The 21,745-nt window shown below is 50.8% G+C and carries 17 protein-coding genes; 13 read left to right on the forward strand and 4 right to left on the reverse strand.

Going from position 1 to position 21,745, the window contains the following annotated elements; all coding sequences use genetic code 11:
* From F608_RS0114780 to F608_RS34895, 4 genes are all read right to left on the reverse strand, one after another.
* Complete coding sequence (locus F608_RS0114780; protein ID WP_022666424.1) at window positions 1–1,740, reverse strand: sensor histidine kinase; 1,740 nt, start codon at window positions 1,738–1,740, stop codon at window positions 1–3.
* A gap of 518 nt (window positions 1,741–2,258) precedes the next feature.
* A complete protein-coding gene (locus F608_RS34890; RefSeq protein ID WP_022666427.1) occupies window positions 2,259–3,026 on the reverse strand; it encodes an enoyl-CoA hydratase/isomerase family protein in 768 nt (255 codons plus the stop codon).
* A gap of 20 nt (window positions 3,027–3,046) precedes the next feature.
* On the reverse strand, window positions 3,047–3,724 hold the full coding sequence (locus tag F608_RS0114800) for a CBS and ACT domain-containing protein (protein ID WP_022666428.1): 678 nt from the start codon (window positions 3,722–3,724) through the stop codon (window positions 3,047–3,049).
* Window positions 3,725–4,144: 420 nt separating this feature from the next.
* Window positions 4,145–4,951, reverse strand: coding sequence for a substrate-binding domain-containing protein (locus F608_RS34895; protein ID WP_022666430.1), 807 nt, complete (start codon window positions 4,949–4,951; stop codon window positions 4,145–4,147).
* Between the two features lie 516 nt (window positions 4,952–5,467).
* Between F608_RS34895 and F608_RS34900 the strand changes: the two genes are divergently transcribed.
* The 13 genes from F608_RS34900 (at window position 5,468) to F608_RS36205 (ending at window position 21,613) form a co-directional block, all read left to right on the forward strand.
* Window positions 5,468–7,657, forward strand: coding sequence for a sensor histidine kinase (locus F608_RS34900; protein WP_022666432.1), 2,190 nt, complete (start codon window positions 5,468–5,470; stop codon window positions 7,655–7,657).
* Window positions 7,654–9,069: a sigma-54-dependent transcriptional regulator gene (locus tag F608_RS0114825; protein WP_022666433.1), complete on the forward strand. Its 1,416-nt coding sequence runs from the start codon at window positions 7,654–7,656 to the stop codon at window positions 9,067–9,069. Before F608_RS34900 ends, F608_RS0114825 begins: the two co-directional genes overlap by 4 nt.
* A gap of 236 nt (window positions 9,070–9,305) precedes the next feature.
* Window positions 9,306–10,364, forward strand: a complete 1,059-nt coding sequence (locus tag F608_RS0114830) for a calcium/sodium antiporter (protein ID WP_022666434.1) — start codon at window positions 9,306–9,308, stop codon at window positions 10,362–10,364.
* Between the two features lie 62 nt (window positions 10,365–10,426).
* Complete coding sequence (locus tag F608_RS32085; protein ID WP_022666435.1) at window positions 10,427–11,479, forward strand: sulfite exporter TauE/SafE family protein; 1,053 nt, start codon at window positions 10,427–10,429, stop codon at window positions 11,477–11,479.
* 89 nt (window positions 11,480–11,568) lie between these two features.
* Entirely contained in the window at window positions 11,569–12,066 is a 498-nt protein-coding gene (locus F608_RS0114840) for a hypothetical protein (protein WP_022666436.1), read from the forward strand.
* Between the two features lie 28 nt (window positions 12,067–12,094).
* Window positions 12,095–13,816, forward strand: a complete 1,722-nt coding sequence (locus F608_RS0114845) for a sensor histidine kinase (protein WP_022666437.1) — start codon at window positions 12,095–12,097, stop codon at window positions 13,814–13,816.
* Window positions 13,806–16,160 carry a histone deacetylase family protein gene (locus F608_RS34905; RefSeq protein WP_051148580.1) on the forward strand — a complete coding sequence of 785 codons (2,355 nt, stop codon included), beginning with the start codon at window positions 13,806–13,808 and terminating at the stop codon, window positions 16,158–16,160. Before F608_RS0114845 ends, F608_RS34905 begins: the two co-directional genes overlap by 11 nt.
* Before the next feature lie 240 nt (window positions 16,161–16,400).
* Window positions 16,401–18,101, forward strand: a complete 1,701-nt coding sequence (locus F608_RS32090; protein WP_022666439.1) for a sensor histidine kinase — start codon at window positions 16,401–16,403, stop codon at window positions 18,099–18,101.
* Window positions 18,102–18,132: 31 nt separating this feature from the next.
* Window positions 18,133–18,582: a response regulator gene (locus F608_RS0114860; RefSeq protein ID WP_022666440.1), complete on the forward strand. Its 450-nt coding sequence runs from the start codon at window positions 18,133–18,135 to the stop codon at window positions 18,580–18,582.
* A 344-nt stretch (window positions 18,583–18,926) separates the two neighbouring features.
* On the forward strand, window positions 18,927–19,634 hold the full coding sequence (locus F608_RS0114865; protein WP_022666442.1) for a hypothetical protein: 708 nt from the start codon (window positions 18,927–18,929) through the stop codon (window positions 19,632–19,634).
* Between the two features lie 140 nt (window positions 19,635–19,774).
* Window positions 19,775–19,972: a hypothetical protein gene (locus F608_RS0114870; protein WP_022666443.1), complete on the forward strand. Its 198-nt coding sequence runs from the start codon at window positions 19,775–19,777 to the stop codon at window positions 19,970–19,972.
* A complete protein-coding gene (locus F608_RS32095) occupies window positions 19,959–20,438 on the forward strand; it encodes an oligopeptide/dipeptide ABC transporter ATP-binding protein (protein WP_051148581.1) in 480 nt (159 codons plus the stop codon). The genes F608_RS0114870 and F608_RS32095 overlap by 14 nt, the downstream gene beginning before the upstream one ends.
* Window positions 20,439–21,097: 659 nt before the next feature.
* A complete protein-coding gene (locus F608_RS36205) occupies window positions 21,098–21,613 on the forward strand; it encodes a hypothetical protein (RefSeq protein WP_153307514.1) in 516 nt (171 codons plus the stop codon).
* Window positions 21,614–21,745: the final 132 nt, after the last annotated feature.

A 21,745-nucleotide genomic window follows, 5' to 3' on the forward strand; every position in this document is an offset into this window, starting at 1 on the left:
TTAATTCTCCTCGTTCTCTGTTAGTGATTTTGTGCCTAAATCTGTTTCTCCGGTCCCTTCATCCGGGCAGGGCAGGCAGATCTTAAATTGAGTTCCCACATCCACCTGGCTTGCCACCTCTATTTCCCCGCCCATCTTCTGGATGATGCCGTAGCATATGGACAGTCCTAGGCCGGTTCCCTTGCCCACCGGCTTGGTGGTGAAAAAAGGATCAAAAATCCTGTCCAGGTTGTCCTTTGGGATCCCGGGACCGTTATCTTTTATGGAAATAATCAGGCCGTCATTTTTAATGAGCCTGGTTTCGATCTGGATGATTCCCCCTGTTTTTTCCATGGCGTCAATGGCATTGTTGATCAGATTCAGAATGACCTGCTGGAGTTCAGAGGGAGATATCCGTATATATGGGATGTTTTCGCCCAGGCGGGTCTGGATGGTGATATTGTTGTATTTTGCCATTTGAAGGGTAAGAGATACGATTTCCCTGACCGCATCGTTGATCTGGACATCTTTTAATTTGAAATCGGTCTTTCTGGCAAAACTGAGCAGCTTGTGGGTAATTTCCTTGCATCTTCTCCCCTGGGTATTGATCTGCCGCAGGGCCCGGGAGATCTCATCCATATTTTTTACCTGGTCCGGATCCTCTTCTTCCATGAGATCTTCGATCCAGCCCGCCTCCTCAATCATGATGGCCACGGGATTGTTGATTTCGTGGGCTATGCCTGCAGCAAGTTCTCCTATGGTGGCCAGTTTCCCGCTCTCCACCACCTGTTTGTTCATATCCTCGCTCTTCTGGTCCGCATTTGAGATTAATCTGACAATGTTTCTGGGAAGGACAAAGGCCAGGGAGAGAACCGCGCCGCAGCCCAGGATCATTATGATCAGGGAGGGCAGCTGGGCTTTCCATACATCATGAAAGGCATCCTGCAGGTCCTGGCGGAACACCATGAGCCAGTCTATATTTTTGAGCATGGATGTGACATGGATGTATGGGTTGCCGTCGGCATCCTTTTTCCTTGTAAAGAGAGTCTTACCCTCCCTGTATTGGTTGCGGTCGGCCACGGGGAGAATGCCGGCCCGCCTGATTCTGGCGTTTGTCTGGGTCTGCAGGAGACCCTGGGGATTGACGATGAAGGCGATACCGGTTTTTCCGATATGGATATTCTCCACAAGGGAATTAAATTCGGCAAAGTTAATGGTGGACCGGAGGATATAATCGGCATCGTTCAGCCGGACTTTCACCGCAATGATAAAATGGGGGTGACCCCGTAATCCTGCAAATACGTCGCTGATATAATAGGGCATGTCCATTGCTTTCCGGAACCAGTCTGCCTCGGCATAATCGGCTTCCTCAAGGTTGAAAGGCCCCTCATAGGCAAACTGGATTCCCCTGTCGTTGATCAGCCCAAGATCTGTGAATGTGTCTCCGTATTCCTTTTTCAACAGGTTCATGCTGTTGTGCAAAAAACGTTCGGGTTTCTCGTCACTGATCTTTAAAAACCAGGCAATGGTCCGGATGTTTCTCAGCTTTTCCGATAAAAAGGTGTCGATATTCTGGGTATGCTTTTGAACCAGCTCTGAAATATGGGCCTGGATCTTTTCCGTATAGGTATGGTTGAACCGGTAAAACAGGATGCCCGCGGCCAGGACCATGGGAAGAAATGAAACAATAAGGATAAGAACCCGGATTTTCCGGGTCAATGTCAGATAAAATGTCTGCCGGCTGGATAAAGAATCTACCATTGCATCCTCGTTTAAAGTGTCCGTCCAAAGCCCTACAGATCTTGAATTTACAAGATATATGCCAGGGGAAATTCAAATCATTTCAGCCGCAACCTTTTGGAAAGATGGGGAAAATGGATTTTTATTTTTATGGACAGAGAAAGGGGGTGTCAGGTTATTTTACAGAATGTAAATCATCTGAACAAAAAGCAAGGGGATGTCCCGGGCATAAAAGATCGGGCCTTATTCCTCGATCATTGAGTGAGCCAGGCCAGGGGCTCTGGTTCGACAATACCTGAACCAGAGGCGGGAGCTTTAAAGCCCCCCCCTATACAGGGGCGGACGTTTGTTCAAGAGAAAAAGGTCCCGGCTCAGTATTGAAAAACAAATTATCTGCCGGGGCGTCCATTGAAAGCCTGGAAATGGATCCGATGATCTGCAGAAATGATTCATGACCGGCACGATACCGGCCATTCCGTTAAGATGCGCGGCCGGGAACATGGCGGGATCTTTGTTTTTTTGGGAAGAAGCGCTCATCTTCACTGCTCCTTTTCCAGATTGCCGGAATCAATTATTCTGAAAATCTCCTTCTCTTCCATTTCAAAATATCCCTTTAAGTCCTTTTGGGTAAAATTCACAAGCCTTTTTAGCCCTGCAATGGTTCCCAGGCTGCAGGCGGCGAACTTGAAGGCAGTCTCCCGGGCTGTACCGTCCAGATTCCAGGGAGGCACGACACGGTCCACAAGACCGAGTTCCAGGGCCTTGTCAGCATGAATATTCCTGTTTAGAAGAAGGGTTTCCCAGATATTGGCGCTTCTTGCCAGCTTTGAAAGGAGAAAGGGACTGCCGCCCACCGGGATCATTCCCAGGTCAAGATAGGGATTGTGGAATATGGTGTCATGGGAAGCGATCCTGTAATCGCAGGCCAGGCTGACATTGAGAAAGAGTGAAATCACGGAGCCCGAGCAGACATGGATGACAATCCGGTTCAGGTTGATAATCCCGAGAATCAACTGACTTGTCATGTTGAACAGCCTGTGGATGCCGATCCTGTCCATGGTTCGGCTTTTTTCCCTGATGAAACGGGAGTAGGCCTCACAACCGGTTTTACTAAAATCAGAGTTAAGCAGGATTACTTTGATTCTGTCTGATTTGGAAATGCTCTCAATAAAATTGATCACAATGTCCCGCCGGGTAAAATCGATCAGGTGATCGAGAAGATTTTCCTTGAATCTGATCTGGAGGATTTCGTTCTCCTGACGGGCCGTAAAAAAGTCGAAATTTTTTTCCAGTGTATGCGTTTCCATTCATGCCTCCTGATCCTTTTTTAGTAAAGCTTTCTGAAATTCCTAGACAAGTCAGCGACATAATTGAGTTCTCCTGCCTGGAGAAAGCGTTCCACCAGGCTGTCGAATTTTTCAGGGTCAATGTCAAATGTGTGAAAAACCACCTTCCTGAATCCTTCTTCAATATCATCGTAGGAGGTCATGATGCTGCACAGCCGTCCCCCGCTGCCGCGGACCATATCTGTCAGAAGCTTGATGGTACCGGGCCTGTCCTGGAGCTTAAATGAAAAAATCTGTCCCTTATTGGCCACACCGGTAAAAGAAACAAAACACCTGAAGATATCGCTTTTGGTGATCACTCCCCGTAATTTTTCTTCATGATCCACTACGGGCAGTCCGGAGATGCCGTTACCCAGCATGAGCCCGGCCGCTTCGTCAATGGTCTGATCCCAATCTATGGTGATCACGGGTCTGGACATTATTGACCCGATTTCAACGGAATCCATTAAAGATCTTATTTCATACTGGTCCAGGGTGGTGGCATCCGAGGGCATGGCCTTTTTAATATCCCCATCCGTTATAACCCCGGTAATTTTCCCTGAGTTTATTACGGGAAGCATGGAAATCACCCGTGTCCGGAACAACTTGGCCGCATCGTTCATGGAATCCTTGGGGTCAATGGTTACAACGGATTTGCTCATCCAATCTTTTATCAACATGTTCGCCTCCTGTTTATTTCAGATTCATTTGCTGCCCTTATCCTTGATCTGAGCAACAGGTGTGCCACTGGAACGAATAATGGCAAGGTTATGTTTTTAAAGGGATTTATATCAATGGAACAAATTAAGATTACGGGATGGAAGGAAATGATTTTGTCAAAGTGTAAAAAAAGAAGACAGTTGACCCCTGCTTTGATCCGAAAGGGCCGGTTTCAATTTTCCATGACTATAATTGTTTCTTTTCACACGCAGCCAATGAGAATACCCTGGGCAATGAAACGCCCCGCCGTAAGCGGCGGAGCGTTGAATCCAAAGCTTCGAAATCAAGATGTTTTTTAAAAGCTTATTGACGACCTGACGTTCCTAAATCAATGTCCCGGATTTTTTTGATTGACCGGCTGACCCTAGAAATTCCATTTTCTATTCCATGGGCAGCATTCCCCGTTCCTTGATAATGGATTTGCCCTCTTTGGATTTTATGAAATCTACAAATTTCGCGATGGAACCGGCAGGCTTCCCTTTTGAAATCAGATAAAAAATCTGGTAGTATTCATAATCTGAATCCCCTGGTTTTTTCTCGTCAATACTCAGGACCTTTATTTCAGGATGGATGACCTGAGCTCCTTTGGAAACAAATGAAACCGCACCGATGGGCAATCCTTCAACAGCGTCCAGAACACTGGTCGATTTATAGGTCATATAATCATATTGGATATCCTTATGCTTCATGATTTGGCGTCTGAAATTTTTATGGGCCCCGGTATCTGCATGGGGAACCACCAGCCAGATCTTCAAATTAGGTCCGCCCACCTCTTTCCAGTTGGCAATGCTGCCTGAAAATATACCCCTTAACTGGTCAGAAGTCAGTTCGTCCACGGGAAGGGCTTTGTTGACAATTACAGCCAGAGGATCTTTACAGAAAGGGATCTCTATCAGTCCGTAATCTTTATGCCGTCTGTAAATGGGCCGGGTTGAGCTGGCAACATCGGTCATATCCTGCATGACACGGTAAATACATGAATTTGAGGATGCAATGAACAGATCAACGGGAATCCCGGTCTTTGCCGTAAAAAGCTGCAACCTGGAATTTTCAAAGGCTTCATAAACCTGGGCAGAGCAGCTGTACCGAAGACCTTGCTCCGAATTTGCGAAACCATTGGGAATTCCGATCCAGAAGGCCGCCAACATAATTACCAGAGAATAAATAATGGTGTTTCTCATTTTCATGGTTCTTCCTCCTTAAAAAAATTTGATTATCGTTTGAATATCGAAAAGTTCATCAACTTTTCTTTTTCTATAAGCCATAGCACATTGCGTGCCGTTTTCCGGCCGGGCACCGGAACCTGGATCATGTCTTTGTCCAAAACATCATCAATAGATGGTTTGGCTCAATTTTTAATGGAAAGAAGTGGATATCGCCGGAATTAAATCATGCTGAAAATCCATGGCTGGCGATATCCAATCCTTACAACCTGTAAAGTTTTCAGACATCTTTTGCCGGGGAGGGGCAAGTGAAAGCAGGGATGGATATCAAGTATCTTTTCAGACTATCTTTTATCTTTGCCCCAAAGGTTGGCCCCGGCCCCGGCTTTTTTCCCGACCAAGAAGGGATGTCCCCTTTGCCCGGCCTGCTGTCCCGATTCTGGCACGAATGTTGATACACGGGTTTCCATAGTTGGCAGGCGTTGAAATGAAAAGCTCAGCCGGACGGATAAAACAGAGGGAGGACTTTAGATCTCGACATTGTTCAATCCCATAAAACCCCTGGGGGGCCGGGACCGGAAAGAGGGAGAGGCATCCCAGCCCCGGCGTCCGGGCGTTCAAAAGAGCATCATCGTTATCGTTGCCCTGACGGCCCTTGCCTTTGTGGCGGCCAGTGCTGTGATGTCCCAGTGGTCCATCCGGGAGATGAGCAAAATCGTGCGCAATCAGTTCAACCAGGAGCAGATGGTCATCGCCCACAACGTCAAGCACTATATTGAAAACCGATTTTCGTTTCTGAAACGGGAGGTGGATCTGGCAGCCAAGGCCCTGGGGCGGGGAGACTCTCCTGACCGGGCCATCCGTTCCGCCCTGTCCCGGTTAGTCGAATGCGGTGTTTCCCGTATTGAAGTGAGGGACAGGCGGACCGGCAGGGCGTGGTACGGTAAGCCTTTTTGCCGGGACGTAATTCACACATCCGTTGAACAGACCCTGCCGCTTCCCCCGGCACTCCCCCCCGGCACTCCCCTTGATCAGCAGGTGACAGATCCCCGGCTTTCGTCCCAGGGAATTTCACTTGCCATCATCTCTCCTGTGGCCCCTGGAGGAGATCATCTGGTGGTCTGCCACATCAACCTTGCCTGGTTCCTGGGATCCTATCTGAAAACCATCCGGTCGGGAAGGACCGGTTATGCCTGGATCATTGACAAATCCGGTCGGTTTCTATTTCACCCGGATGTCTCCTTTGCGGGGAAAAGCGCATTCGAGGCCCGGCAGGAACGGGATCAGAACATCTCCTTTGTCGAGATCAACAAAATCCAAAGAGATGAAATGCTCCACGGCCGGGAAGGCACCGGCCAATACATCTCCGGCTGGCACCGGGGGCTTACCGGGAAAATGGAAAAGCTGATCGCCTATACCCCCATTTCCATTCATGATCGCCCTTCCCAGAACTGGTCCGTTGCGGTGGTGGCGCCTGTGTCCGAGATCGAACAGGCGGTCAGGGACCGGTACATGCGTCAGTTCTTTGTCCAGCTGGGCGTGGTTTTTGCCATTATTGCCGGAGCCTCGGTCATCATGTTTTTTGAGGTCAAATGGTCCAGACGTATGGAAAAAGAGGTGACCCGGCAGACCGGGGAAAGGGTGAAAACCCAATCCGAATACCGGTCCCTTGTGGAAAGCGCCGAGGACATCATCTTCACCGTAGACCGGCAGGCGGTTTTTCTCTCCATGAACAGTTTTACCGCCGGTTTTTTCGGATGCAGGGCCGGTGACCATATCCGAAAGGATATCTCTTCACTGGTTCCGGAAACCATTGCCCGGGAATTGCGAATGATGATCCAGGCGGTATTTCAAGGCGCGAAGAGTATGCGCAGAGAGCTGGGATTCTTGCATCATGAAAACCTGGTTTTCCTTGATGCCAATCTGGTTCCGGTCCGAACCGGGAACCGGCCGGTCACTTCGGTACTCTGCATTGCCAGGGATATCACCGAGCACAAGAAAATGGAGCGTCATCTGGTCCAAACGGAAAAGATGGCCTCACTGGGGACCCTGGCCGCAGGGGTGGCCCATGAAATCAACAATCCCCTTGGCGTCATCTTAGGGTTCTGCGAATTGATGCTCGGGAAGAAAGAGCCTTGTTCACAGGAGTATGAAGACCTTAAGATCATTGAACGACAGGGATTCCACTGCAAAGAAATCGTAGAAAATCTCCTGGATTTTGTGCGCACCGGGGAAGAGTCCGACTACCAGCGCACCGGGGTGAATTCCTGCCTGGAGAACGCCATTAAAATCATTCGGCATAGGTTTGAAAAAGAAGGAATCGATCTGAACACCGAGCTTGGGGTAAACCTTCCCCCGGTAAAGGCGGGTTTTCGAAAACTCCAGCAGGTTTTTTTGAATCTGATCAACAATGCAGCGGACGCCATGCCCCGGGGAGGGACGCTGACCATTCAAACCTTGATGGACCTTCAATCCGATATGGTGGTGATCCGGTTCAAGGACCAGGGAGTTGCCATTGATGACAAAGACATGGATCATATCTTTGAACCTTTTTTCACCACCAAACCCGAGGGAAAGGGAACAGGGCTCGGTCTGTTCGTGAGTTACGGAATTATCACCGGGTTCGGCGGGGCCATGGAATGCCATAGCCGGAAGACCCGGGCGAAAGATTTGGTCTCCGGGGGCACAACCTTTACCATAAAGCTGTTGAAGGCAAGGGAGGAAAAATGAAAGAACGGATTCTGGTGATAGACGATGAACAGGACATGCTGACCCTGATCGACCGGATCATCTCCGAAGACACGGACTACGAGGCTGTCATTGAAAAGGATCCCAAAAAGGCTTTGGAGCGGTTCAAAAGCCGGTCCTTTGATCTGGTAATGACAGACCTTAAAATGCCGGGCTTGTCCGGCATTCAGGTTTTGGAGCAGGTAAAGGCCCTTCGGCCGGAAGTTGCGGTGGTTATCCTCACGGCCTACGCCACCATAGAAACGGCTGTGGAGGCCACCCGCAAGGGTGCCGACGATTACCTGACCAAACCTTTCCGCAGGGACCGTCTCCTGGTAACCCTGGAGAGAGCCATGAAATTGCAAAAAATGGTCCGGGAGAACAAAAAGCTTAGGCTGGCACTGGAAAAAATGCCCAATATGTCCATGACCGGATCCTCTCCCTCCATGAAAAAGGTATTTGAAAAAATCCGCCAGGCAGCCCCCTCATCTGGAACCGTGCTCATCACAGGTGCCAGCGGCACTGGAAAAGAGCTGGTGGCCAGGGCATTACACCGATACAGCCGTCGAAGGGACAAACGCCTGGTGATTGTCAACTGTACGGCCATTCCTGAAAACATGATAGAAAGCGAGCTTTTCGGCCATGTAAAAGGCGCCTTTACCGGGGCTGTCAGTGACAAGAAAGGCCTGGTCCAGGAGGCAGACGGAGGAACCCTTTTTCTGGATGAGATCGGTGATCTTAGTCCGGCTCTGCAGACCCGGCTTCTCCGGCTGCTTCAGGAAGGGGAGTACCGGCCGGTGGGAAGCGTCAAAACCTGCAGGGCTGATCTGCGTTTCATTGCCGCCACCAACCGGGACCTGGAAGAGGCCATTCAGGAGAAGACCTTTCGGGAGGATCTGTTCTACCGGCTCAATGTAATCCGTTTGCGCCTGCCTTCCCTGGAGGAAAGAAGAGAGGATATCCCTTTGCTTTCCCAGTATTTCTTATGTAAATACGCCGCCATCAACGGTAAGGAGATCAAAGGGATCACTTCGGCTGCCCTGGCTGCCCTGGTGAAAATGAAGTTCCCGGGAAATGTCAGGGAGCTTGAAAACACCATTGAAAGGGGGGTTATTTTCTGCTCCACAGATACCCTCACCCTCTCCGACCTGGGCCTGTCCGTGCCGGAACAAGGCCTTCCCGGCCCGGTACGGGACCCGGACCGGCCATTCATGAACTTTAAAGAGGCAAAAGAAGAAAATATCCGTCTCTTCCATGCCCAATATATCCGGGCACTTCTCAAAAAAAACGAGGGCAATATCAGCAAGGCAGCGGATATGGCCGGAATCCAGAGACAATACCTCCACCGGCTGATGAAGGAGTCGAGGATCGCATCCGACGACTTCAGGGGTAAAAAAGATCCTGTCTCCTTATAGGTGTCACCCCAAGGCTTCACTGTCCACCCCCAGGTGTTACTTCCCTGGGTTCTGATCGAGTCAACTCTAATCTTACCATTATAAATAGTATTTAATTTCAATATGTTGTAAGCAAAGCCTCCGCTTTCATCCCCCTGGCACACCTTTTGTTATCTCTCTTTTTAAAATGGGTAACGGAAACAGGATGAAATCCTTTTCCACAACCCAAGTTCATATTTCTAAATCAAGGAGGCAACATGCAACATTCAATCTGGCAATGGATCGGAGATGAGGCGGTTCTGGCCCATGCATTATCCGGGATGTCCACCCCCATCCTCCTCGGCCTCGTTACCCTGTGCATCATCCTCTTGTCCAAAGGCGCTGACTGGATGATCGACGGGGTGGTCGATCTGGCCAAGCGAACCGGAATTCCCCGAATCGTTATCGGCGCCACCATCATCTCCCTGGGTACAACCCTTCCCGAAGCCTTTGTTTCCGTAATGGCCGCCTTCATGGGAAACCCCGGTCTGGCCCTGGGCAACGGTGTAGGATCCATCATTGCCGACACCGGTCTCATCTTTGGCCTCACCTGCATCCTGGCAGCGGCAGTTCCTGTTAACCGTTTCATTCTCAACCGCACCGGCTGGGTGCAGGTGGGTGCCGCCACTCTGCTGGTGGCAGTTTCCCTGATCTGCCTGGCAGTATCACCGGATACCCCCATGATCGGGAGGCCCGTGGGAATCTTTTTTCTGATTCTCCTGGTCTGCTATCTCTACCTTACCTATTGGTGGGCCAAATCCGGTTCCGCCCAGATGGAGGATGAAGATGAGGACGAGGAACTCAGGGACATCCTTCAATGCTGGCTGATGGTGGGCGGAGGTCTTGTCCTTGTCGTTATCGGAGCCCGGATTCTGGTGCCCGCTGCATCGGAAATCGCATTTCGCTTCGGTGTTCCCGAGGATGTTATCGCTGCAACCATGGTTGCCTTCGGCACCTCCCTGCCGGAACTCATGACGGCAATCTCTGCCATTAAAAAGGGGTATCCTGAGATCACCGTGGGCAATATTGTGGGCGCGGATGTGCTCAACTGTCTCTTTGTCATTGGTGCAGCCGCAACGGCAAGGCCCCTGGCCATTCCCAGCAATTTCTTTTTCTTTCATTTCCCTGCCATGCTCATCATCCTCTGGTCTTTCAGACTCTTTATCACCATGAACAAGGACGGCCGGTTCAAAAAATGGCAGGGATTCTGGCTCATGGGAATTTATCTGGGATACGTGGTGCTTCAATATGCCCTGAATGTGGAAATGCCCGCATAATCCATGGATCAGGTTTTCTATATCTAACCCAATAGTACTCATAAATAGAGGAGGAGTAACCAATGACCGAAAAAATCGAAAAAACCGAAAAAAACATGGGCTGGGAAGTTGCCCGGAATCTGGAGAAGGAAAAACAGAGCATCGCCGACCGCTTCATTCCGGAATGGCGGCAGGTCCGCGCCGCACTGGGAGGCATCTTCGTCTTCTTTCTGGTATTTCTGCTGGGAACCTGGCTGGCCGGTAATCCATTTGAACCCACCGTAAGGATTCAATCCCAATGGACCATTGCCCACGGTCTCCAGGGCAATGACTGGACTATTGTCTGGAGTGTGGTGCTGCTGGCCGCTTTTTTTGAATTCATGGACGCTTCGGCGGGCATGGGATTTGGTACGGCACTGACCCCCATTCTGCTGGTGATCGGATTCGATCCCAAACAGATCGTGCCCGTGGTCATGATCCAGCAGGGCGTGGCCGGCCTGGTGGGTGCCTTCCTGCACCGGGAATTTGAAAATGTGGAGTGGAAATTCAGTCCCATGTCCGAAACCGTTAAGCTCTGGATCATCATTGCCGTAACCGGATGTATTGCCGTGGCCGTGTCCATCTGCGGCATTTACAAGGTCATGCATGTGGACAAGATCTGGATCAAGCTTTACGTGGCCATCCTGCTTTTGATGATGGGATTTATCTCCGTGGTCAGCGCCAAAAAAGATCGTCCCTACAGGCCCAAGAAAATGATAGGGTTTGCAGCTCTGGCCGGTTTTAACAAGGGAGTCGGCGGCGGCGGATACGGTCCTGTGGTTACCATCGGCGGCCTTTTGTCCGGGGTCCCCGTAAAGAGTATGCTTGCCGTGACCGCCATCTGTGAAGGAACGGTCAGCACCTTTGCCATCATCGTTTGGCTGGCATTGCTGACTTCCGGGGTGCAGATCGACTATCTGCTACTTCCTTCGTTCATGCTGGCCACAATGTTTTCGGCCGTGGCCGCGCCTTATATGACCCGGGTGTTTCCCGAGAAGCTCTGGAAGATCATTGTGCCCGCTTACTGCCTGTTTGTTGCGGCCCTTTGTTTCTATAAAATCGTTCCCGGCATCTATGCCAAACTTGTCGGAGGATAATTCCCTCAATCGTCCGGCACCCGGCCGGCGCAGGATGTCTGACTCTCCTGCGCCGGCTTTCCCGGACCCACCATCTTGGAGGACCTGCCATGTCAAATCAATTCCTTACCCAAAAGACCTATCTCCAAAAGCGGGCCCATAATCTGGGCATGACCATGATGGTCATGGGGGCTTGCTTTTTCTTTTATTACCTCGGCCTGTTCGGCAGCGTGGAAGGTCCTCTTTCCCCTGAATCCATAGGCTCCTGGCTGGCCGGCCACGGCGTTACATGGCTCCATGTCAAAATCAGTTTTTTTTCATTTTTTATCCTGAGCCTGGTGTGGAACCATCTGATCAATCTGGTCTGCTTTTTTTCCGGCAAACGCCGCACCTGCATTCATCCGTCCCGGCAGGAGGGAATGTGCGGCCGGTCTGTTAGGAAAATAAAGTTAAATTCAGCAGGAGGAGGCACCGAAATCCTATATGTCTGCAGAAAGGGTCACTCTTCTTCTTCTGCCTGTTTTCATCCCCTTAAAAAAGGATCTGCGGCACATCTGGTCTGGATGACAGTCCTGGTGTGCACCGCCATTTTAATGTTTTACCGATGAAATGGATGAACCCACGGGGAATTTCTCCATGTCCGGAGATGAGGAAAAAACCATGAACAACCGCCTGACACCTTCAATCCGCCGGGATTTCCCCTACTATCGCCGTCTGTGGACTCGTGTGGTGGTGATCCTTACGGTATCGGCCTTTCTTCCCCTGGCCGTTCTTGGGGGAGGCCTTTACGCTTATCTTTCCCGCTCCATCAAGGATAAAACTTTGGAAAATCTTGAGATGGAGGCCGTATTCCATGCACAGACCATCGACGCATTCTTGAGTGACCGGATTCGAAATTTAAGGCTTATCTCAAAAAACAATTCCTTGCAGGATTTGACCGCGCCGGGTAAAATCGAAGAGGTTCTTGGATCCCTGCGGTTGGAACGGCCCTATTTCCAGGACTTAGGGGTCATCGGGCCCCAAGGTTCCCACCTGGCCTATGCCGGGCCCTATGACCTCAAGGCCCGGAACTATCTGGAAAGCCCGTGGTTCAAGGAGACCATGGCCCGTGGCCTATATGTCAGCGATGTTTTTACCGGGTTCCGGAACTCCCCCCACATCATCATTGCCGTTCTGGGCCAGGAGGGGGACACCCGGTGGATTCTCAGGGCCACGGTCATGTCGGAGCTGCTTGACAATATCGTTACCCAGGTGACCGGACAAAGAAAGGGGGATGCCTTTTTGATCAATCAAAACGGGTTGTACCAGACCACTCCCCGGACAGGCGGCTCCCTGATGACCCTTTCTCCGATATCGGTTCCGGACTCGTTCCGGGGGGTGTGCCTGGAGGAGACCCGGGGCTTTGTCCGGCTGACCACCTGGCTGAATACGGTCCCCTGGCTGTCGGTGGTCTCCATGGAAAAACAGGACATTTTCATTGATCTGCAGCGGGTGAGAAACATCTGTCTGCTTGTGGCCCTTTTGGGGGGATTTCTCATGGTTCTGGCCATCTTACTGACCACGGACAATCTGGTTTCCATGCTCGAAACCAAGCAGAAAGACATCCATATTCTGGACCGGCACCTCAGCCGGATTGCTTACATGGCATCCAGCATGGAACTTTCCAAAGGCCTGTTAAGCGACCTTACCGAGATTCTTTCCAATCTTCACGTTACCGCAGCCCTGATCCGTGAAAAGGATTCCATTAACGGCCGGGACCCCTTATCCGGCCAGATCTTATCCGAGGCCAAAAGGGGGCATCTGCTCATCGACCGGTTTGTCCGGTTTGTGGAAAGTGATAATCCAGTGGTCATGGACCTTGATCTCAATCGTATTCTCAGACGGATCATTGATTTTCTCAACACCCGCCTCATTGAAAAGCAGGTCTGCCTCCATACCGACTACGACGAAAATCTTCCCCTGGTAAAAAGCGAAGGAAGCGCCCTGAGCCAGGTTTTACAGAATATCCTGCTCAATGCCGCCCATGTCGTGAAAAAGAACGGCACCCTGGAGGTGGCCACCTCAACCTTTGACCGGGCCGCCGTGGTGACCATTGGGGAGAACGGCCCCGGACTGGAACCTGAAGACATGGAACGCCTCTTCAGGCTGGATCACCGGACCGCCCGGGGGGACCTGGGTTTCAGTCTCTCCATCAGCCGGTCGGTTATGGAACGCCTGGGGGGTAAAATTTTTGCGGAAAACCGGCCGGATCAGGGGGTGATGATCCATATCCATATTCCTTTTTCATTTTTCGGAAAAGAGCCGGTTTTTTCCCCGGATCCTTCCGCCCCCGGAGATGCTGCCGGACATGAGAATTAGGCGGGAAGACCTCAAACGGGCCATTGATGCCATCGCCGGGTATAGACCGGAAATTTCCCACGCCCTTGATACCATGCTGGCCCGGGGGCATATTGACATTCCAGCCCCCGGTAGGGAGGGTGAGTCCCGCCTTTTTTTCCGGTTCGGCAGCCGAAAGATATTCATCAACAAGTTTCAGTTCTTTAACAGCGGTACGGTCCCCCTGGAGCAGGCCCTGGTCATTCAGTACGCAGAGATGGCCCGGGCCCGGGTTCTTCTTCACCAGGATCCTGACGGACTTCCAGGGGCCATTGCCTCCCAGACCCATCGGGCCGGGCTCTCTTTTCTTGTGGACTTTGAGATGGAACGGGCACGACAAAAAATCGAATCCCGCCTGAAGCGGCTTGATGGGAACAAAAAAAAATCTGTCTCTCGAATCTCTGCCTGTCACCGGGGACTGGACCGCCTGGCCGAAATCTCCAGGGAACCCTTGGGATTGCCGCTTTTTGAAGACCCTTCCCAGGATTCACAGATTCTGTTTCGGGGTATCCTCCCAGGCCCTATCCGGGCGGAGTTCCATTCTTTTCCTTTTTGCCGGGAAGCCCTTATTCAGGCAGCTGCACTTGATCTTGAGTTTTTCCACATCCGCTTTCTTATTGACTGCCTGATGATTGGCCGGGCTCCTTTTCTCTTTGCCTGTTCCGTTAAAGGACGGCTCAAAGGCCTGGTCTTCTTGGAACTGAAGAAAAAACTTTTTTATACCGGTCTGGAAATCAAATATATTGCCACCAAGACTGCAGGTCCTGTCAGGGGAAGAAATTCTTCCGGGGGTAAGGGGGCCGGTACTTTTCTTGTGGCCGGGGTATGGATGCACTGGAAAACAGCCCTGCCCCAGGTCAGGGAGATTTTTCTGGAGTCCGAGATTCCGGCAGAAGGGTTCTACAAGGCCATGGGATTTCATCAACGGGGACCCTATCGTTATGTGCTGACCTTCCCCGAAGGCCGCCTTCTCAACGCCGTAGCCGCCATGGCCGCCATGGCAGAACCCTGTTCCCCGGCCATCACCAGCCATCTGTGCAAGCGGGTTTCCGGACGGATCCGCAGGCTGAAAAAACAAAATCCCCGTCATAAAGAGGGCCGCAAGCGGGCCCTTGAGTTTCTTAAGGTCGCTCTTCATCCGGCAAGTTCCCATCTTCTGGCCCAAACTGCCGTGGATCTGATTCGCAAAAACCGGGACAGGATTCCCGAGGCAACCGCCCTTCTGGACCTTGCCAAAGCCTTTGGCCGGACCCATAGTGATCCAGGGGCTTTGTCTTTGCCGGCAGCCATAGTCAGTGACCGGCGGTACCACCGCCATCTGGAAGGGATCACCCACCTGGAAAGCCGGAAACGGATCCTGGCCATGGAAGAAGTCCTCTCTCATCCGGATCTTAAGGGCAGGTGGTTCAAAGTCCCTCCCCGCCATGCCCGGGAAGAGGAACTGGCCTGGGTACACACCCGGTCCCATATCGAAAAAATTCGTCAGACCTCGGGCAAGACCCTGTTGACCCTGGACATGGACACCCAGACCACCGAAACCTCATGGGATACGGCAAGACTGGCCGCAGGCGGCGTATTTTCCCTTGTGGACGCCATCATGGAGAAAAAGGCCTTCCGGGGGTTTGCCTCTGTCCGGCCTCCGGGTCATCATGCCGGAATTGACCGGGCCATGGGATTTTGCATCTTTAACAACATCGCTTTGGGTGCCCGATACCTGAAACATCAATACCAGGCCTCCCGGGTGATGATCATCGATCTTGACGCCCATCACGGCAACGGCACCCAGGAAATCTTCTATGACAGTGACGAGGTGTTGTTCCTGTCCGTCCACGAGTCAAAGTCCTTTCCCGGAACCGGTCTGGTTCATGAGAAGGGCCAGGGCCGGGGCCAAGGGTTCACCATTAACATTCCCCTGGAGAAGGGCAGCCGGGCCAGGGATATCGGAAGGGCGCTCTACTTTATCGCAGGTCCGGTGGCCCAGTCCTATAAACCGGAAATCATTCTTGTCTCCCTGGGGTTTGATTTTTTTATCCACGATTGCCTCTCAGGAATGAAGGTCACACCGGGCGGCTATGCCGTTCTCACCGCCCTTCTTCTGGAAATCGCCTGCCGTGCCTCCGGGGGAAAAATCCTTTTTGTTCTGGAAGGAGGCTACAGCGTCCAGGGGATCCGGGAATGCGGTCTGGCCGTGATAAAGGAGATCTGCGGGATATCAGCCGTGGATCCCGGGCGGGTTGACCGCGTCAGGAAAAGCGACCCCACCCGCCTGGCCTCCCTGCAGAAGGTGGTCCGGGCCCACCGTCCCCATTGGAAAGTTTTGCTCTAACCGGCACGGCTGTCACATCCCATATTCCACCTCTGTCAATTGGTAAGAGACACTTTTTAGATTCAGTCCCGGTGGCGGCAAAATTGCAGAGGCCCAGGACCCAGCCCCTATGGCCTATGCGGGGATCCTTCTCACCCATGCCTTCTCTGGCACGCATATTGAAATTTGGATTTGCAGCCGGGATTTTCCCGGGCGATGGACAGACCCCCAGATATCTGCCTTGTGTTAAAAGGAGTTTGCATGAACCCGCATTCCATGCCCATTAAGGCAAGCCGATACAACAGCCTTTACCGGAAAATTATTCTGCTCACCATGGTCTGTTCCCTGGTGCCCCTGCTGCTTGCCGGCTGGGCCATCAATATACATTACTCCGGGTTTGCACGGGAAAGGATCATGAATATGTTCCAGACCCGGGTGGAGTACCACCGTGACATGATTGAATTGTTTCTCAAAGAGAATCAGAACCGGTTGGCCTTTATCGCTGAAAGCCTATCCATGACCTCCCTCATAAGAGAAGATCATCTGGCCGAAGTCCTGGCCAGGATCAATCGCGAGGCCTGGATTCTCTCGGACATCGGCATCATTGACGATACCGGCGCCCATCGGGCCTATGTGGGACCATACGACCTCATGGACAAAAATTATGCGAATACGCCCTGGTTCCGGGAGGTGATGGAAAAGGGGAAATACACCAGCGACATGTTCATGGGATTTCGAAAGGAACCCCATTTCGTCATGACGGTGAGCAAAAAAGAGGCCGGGCGCACCTGGATTCTCAGGGCCACCGTGAACGGCGAACGGTTCCGCTCCCTGGTCAAGGGAATCCGCATTGGCAGGAGCGGCGAGGTCTTTCTTCTCAATTCCCAGGGCATCCATCAGATCACCCCCCCGGACGGCGGAAGCATCATGACCTTTATGAAAGGCTTTCAGGCAGAAGAGCACCAGAACCCCGGCATCCGGATCTTCAAGACATCGGAAAGGGGGATTTCCGTCAAAAAGGTATCCTGCCAGGCCAGACTTTCCGACCCCAGGTGGCTGCTCATGATAAGAATGAACGCCAGCGAACTTTTTGAGGAGATCAATCACGCCAAACGATTTACCATGACCTTCCTCCATTTGAGTGCCTTGATCATTTTTCTGGTCACTCTTTTGATGACCCATCACATGATCACGACTCTCCGGAAAAGGGACCGGGAAGCGGAAGAAATGAACCGCCAGCTCATGCAGGCAGGCAAGCTTGCATCCATCGGAGAACTGTCCGCAGGCGTGGCCCATGAGATCAATAATCCCCTGGCCATTATTATGACAGAGGGCCTTCTGCTCAGGGATGCCAACAACAGGGAGCCCCATCCCAGTCCGGTGTTTTCCCGGCAGATGAAAAGCAGTCTGAATCAGATCGACACCCAGCTTCAACGGTGCAAAAGAATTACCCGGAATCTGCTGAAATTTGCCCAGAGAACCCGATCGATCATTGAACCCGTGGATATCAATCTTTTTTTAAGGGAAGTGATTGATCTCATGGAGCGGGAGGCGAAATCCGACGGCATCAGATTTGACAGCCGGCTGGACAGGGCCCTGCCGCCCATTTTGTCCGATCCGTCCCAGCTCCAGCAGGTATTTCTGAATCTCATCAACAACGCCATCGAAGCCCACGAGAAAAAAGGACACGGGGTGATTACCCTTGCCACCCAACGGGCAGAAGACGGTCAGGGAGTCACCATCTCCGTAGCAGACACAGGGTCGGGAATCGAGCCCCATGATCTCGATCATATTTTTGATCCCTTTTTTACCACCAAAGCCCCGGGTAAGGGGACCGGACTGGGCCTGTCCATCTGCCACACCATTGTAGAGCAGCTGGGCGGAAGCATTCAGGTGAAAAGCCGGATCGGAACCGGTACCACATTCATCTTACACTTTCCGCTGACCCTGTCCTCAGGGTGAGCGGAATTTCAAATCAAAAGGAGGAATACCCATGAAAGGAAGCAAAATTTTACTGGTAGACGACGAGAAGATCTTTGCCGACAATATGGCCAAGCTGCTGGAAAGCCGGCATTATAAGGTAAAGGCTGTCTATGATGGTGAATCCGCCATCTCTGCCCTGCAAAATGAAAGTTTTGATGTGATCATCCTTGACCTGAAGATGCCGGGAATGGACGGATTATCCACCCTCAGGGAAATCCAGCGGCTGGATGTCTTTACAGAAACGCTGCTGCTCACGGGCCACGGTTCCATTGACGCCGCTGTGGAGGCCCTGCGGTTGGGGGCCTATGATTTTCTTACCAAACCCTGCGACATCGATCAACTCGTGGGAAAGATCGAAGGTGCCTGGAAAAAAAAAGACGAGGCATGGAAAAAAGACATGGATGAAAAGATTAAAATACTTGTGGAATCCCCCTCTTCGGTGTTCCAGCTTTTTGACTGATGCTGCAGGAACCATGATTTCGGAAACAATTTCGGTCACTTCTAATCATTGCCTTTTGCTCCGATTTCTGCGTTGCAGGAAAATTTTAATTATTAGAGATAGCCTTTCTTTTTCAGGAGCCGGTTGGCAGATTTACGGATCAATGGGCGGTCAGCCGGTTTGATTTACACCCTGATAAAAAACATGACAAACACGGTTTTTTCATGAAACGGCAGAAGGATTATATTTCTTTGAAAAACAAGAGGTTGAAAATATGACCGCCCATGGCACAAAGGTTGCTCTTTGGCTAAACCAAACCGGGCATTTGGAGCCGCGGACAATCCCCCTTAAGAAAAGGAGAAAAAATGAAAAATATAATAAATATTCTAGGAAGTCACCGGTCTGGTAAATTGGGAAGATGGATAAAAGGGCTTGCGCTCTGCCTGGCTGGATCGATTCTTTTGTCAGCCGGGTCCCTGGCAGCGGAGGAGGCCATACCCCTGGATAAATTGATCCGGTACTATTCAGCCAAGGCAGCCGTTGAAAAGGAATTTGGCATGTCCGAAGATTATCTGGCAATCCAGGGCGTGCACCGGTTCCTGCTGGATAAGAAGGCTCAGCTGGCCTCCATCCTTAAAACAAGCGGAAAAGCCCTTCCCTTTGATGTGGCAAACAGGCGTGCATTGCATTGCTACATAAACTGGTCCCAGGACCAGTCCTCTGCAACGGCTGTCAGCCATGCAGATAAAGCCATGTACCTCGATTTCAGGACCAAACATCTGTACGTAAAGAAAACGGATGGAAGCTTTGACGAATTCACCCGAAAAGGGGCTTTTTTTAAAAATGTGCCTGCAGATCATCCCCTGCTTTTGACCGGTAAATCGGTTTACCCTGTTTCAGAGGATAGCTATCTGCTCTATTCCAAGAAAAAACATTTACCTGACCAGACGTTCATGGTCCAGTCGGCCCAGGCCCCTCATCCTGAAGGCTGGGCCATGGAAAACGCCCTGGTGAAGTTAAATTCCCAGAACCTTTCCAGTAAAAGTCTGCTGGCGTTTGGCATGATGAGATAATGGCTTCAGAACAATGGGTCTAAGGGCAGGTCCGGCGGGCCTGCCCTTAGACGTAGAGGACATCAAAATCCAGGTGCCGAAAATCAGTTTACTGCCGATGAAATCGTTGATGCTGCCTACGCTCTGGCTAAGAAAAGCGGGTGGCCATTGCAACGGCCCTCTCCTGCCGGCCCAAACTGCTCATCGCAGATGAACCCACAAGCGCCCTGGACGTAACGGTCCAGGCAGGCATCCTCGATCTTCTGTGCAGGGAAGAAAACATGACCATGATTCTGGTCACCCATGATCTGGGAGTGGCAGCGGGTTCTGATTGGCCGGGCATTGATGACAAGTCCTGAACTATTGATTCTGGACGAGCCGGTCTCCCCCCTGGATGTCTCTGTTCAGGCCCAGATTCTGAACCTTTTGGAAAGATTAAGAAACCGTTACGGCCTGTCCATGCTTTTTATCTCCCATGACCTGTCCGTGGTAAAAAATGTCTGTGACCGGGTGGCGGTCATGTACATGGGAAAATTCTGTGAGATCGCCCCTTCCGAGAGGCTGTATCGATCCCCTGCCCATCCTTATACCCGGGCCCTTTTAAGCGCCATCCCCAAATTAAATCCTTGTTCCGGGCATTCGTCCCAAAAAGGGTTTATATTGGAGGAGATCGTCTCCTCCTTTCCTTTGGAATCCGGATGCCGTTTTCGAGACCGCTGCCCGAATGGCGCAGATCTTTGCCAAAAAAAAGAGCCGGAAATGACCGAGATCATAAAAGGACATTGGGCAGCATGCCATTTTCTCACCATTGATGAACAAGAGTGAAAAAAAAGAGTAAAAATCTCCACCCCTGAGATCAGTAAAATAGGTCTTCTTTATCTCATGGGATTGTCTTGACCTCTAACAGCTTGAATTATAGGTTCTTTCATTTGGGCCAAGACTTTGAAATGAATAATTGACATTTCTCAATAATCTCGTGATATAATGAAAATAAGAAAACAAAGGGGCAAATAGTGAAAAAGGACATCAGTGAATTTTGCAGGAAAAAGCTGGATGAGATCGAATCAAGGCTAAAAAAAACAGCTTCGAGATGGTTCTTAGCCGTATTGGTGGTCTACCCTTTTTTTTTAACAAAACTCAGTCTCTTTTCCGATTCTTTGCTCCTGTCCATTCTACAGTATCTTGTTATTCTTGTGGGCCTTCCCCTTCTGATGTGTTTTTTAAAATATAAGCAGCAGCTTGAAAGGGAAAGAAATAAAATTTTGCATTGGAACCAGAGAGATCTGAAAAGAAGTCGCGAACTGGTCAGATTTTTTAAATATTTAAAAAAAATAAATAAGAAAATTCTTCCCAGTACCGAACGGGACATCCGGGGGAAAAAGGAAGATGGGGACTGGACCGTTCAGAAGGTAGAAGACAGGCCTTCCGGGAAACAATTACAGATATTTTTGAATAGTTTGAACCTTTCGGAAGGACAGAATTATATGGGGTTGGGGTTTGGAATCATTGCGGGAAAAGAGAGTGACAACGAGGACGAGGACAAAGACCCGGACAGCCAGTCGCACAATATTGAAGGACTGGTGGTCCTGCGCAATGCTAAAATGGAAATCAAGGTCCTCATGCCGGGCCCCGGGGCCAATGTCCAATGGCTCTCAAATATGAAAAAATGTATGGTTAACTCACCCCAGGTGCCGGAAGGCTGCCACAGCCACAACATGATAAAAGAAATTCCCTTTGCCGAGATTCCCCTCCAGGACGACAGACGTCTTGAATTGAAAAAGCTCATTCTTGAACAGGCAAAGTCCGGGGATGAGGAAAAAATCCCCGTCCAGCTCAAGGGATATAAATGCCAGGGGAATATTGTCATTGCCACTCAACTCTCCCTGGGGAATCTGGAGGCGGTTTCCCTCTATCGAACGGGATTTTTTAATAATTTTACGGGAAACCTTAAAAAACTGGGAATAATCCCCCAGGTAACCCTTGGGAAGCAGGCGGGATAGTTCTTTTGAGACTGGAATCATCCTGGCAGACTTTTTATAGGGGATATGTCAAAGGCCGTCTAAAGAGCAATATCTTTTAAGTGCGGGGATCCTAAAAAAACCCTTTGTGTTGACAGAGCGAGTTCCTTTTCT

This window comes from Desulfospira joergensenii DSM 10085 (assembly GCF_000420085.1).
In the GTDB taxonomy this organism is placed as follows: domain Bacteria; phylum Desulfobacterota; class Desulfobacteria; order Desulfobacterales; family Desulfobacteraceae; genus Desulfospira; species Desulfospira joergensenii.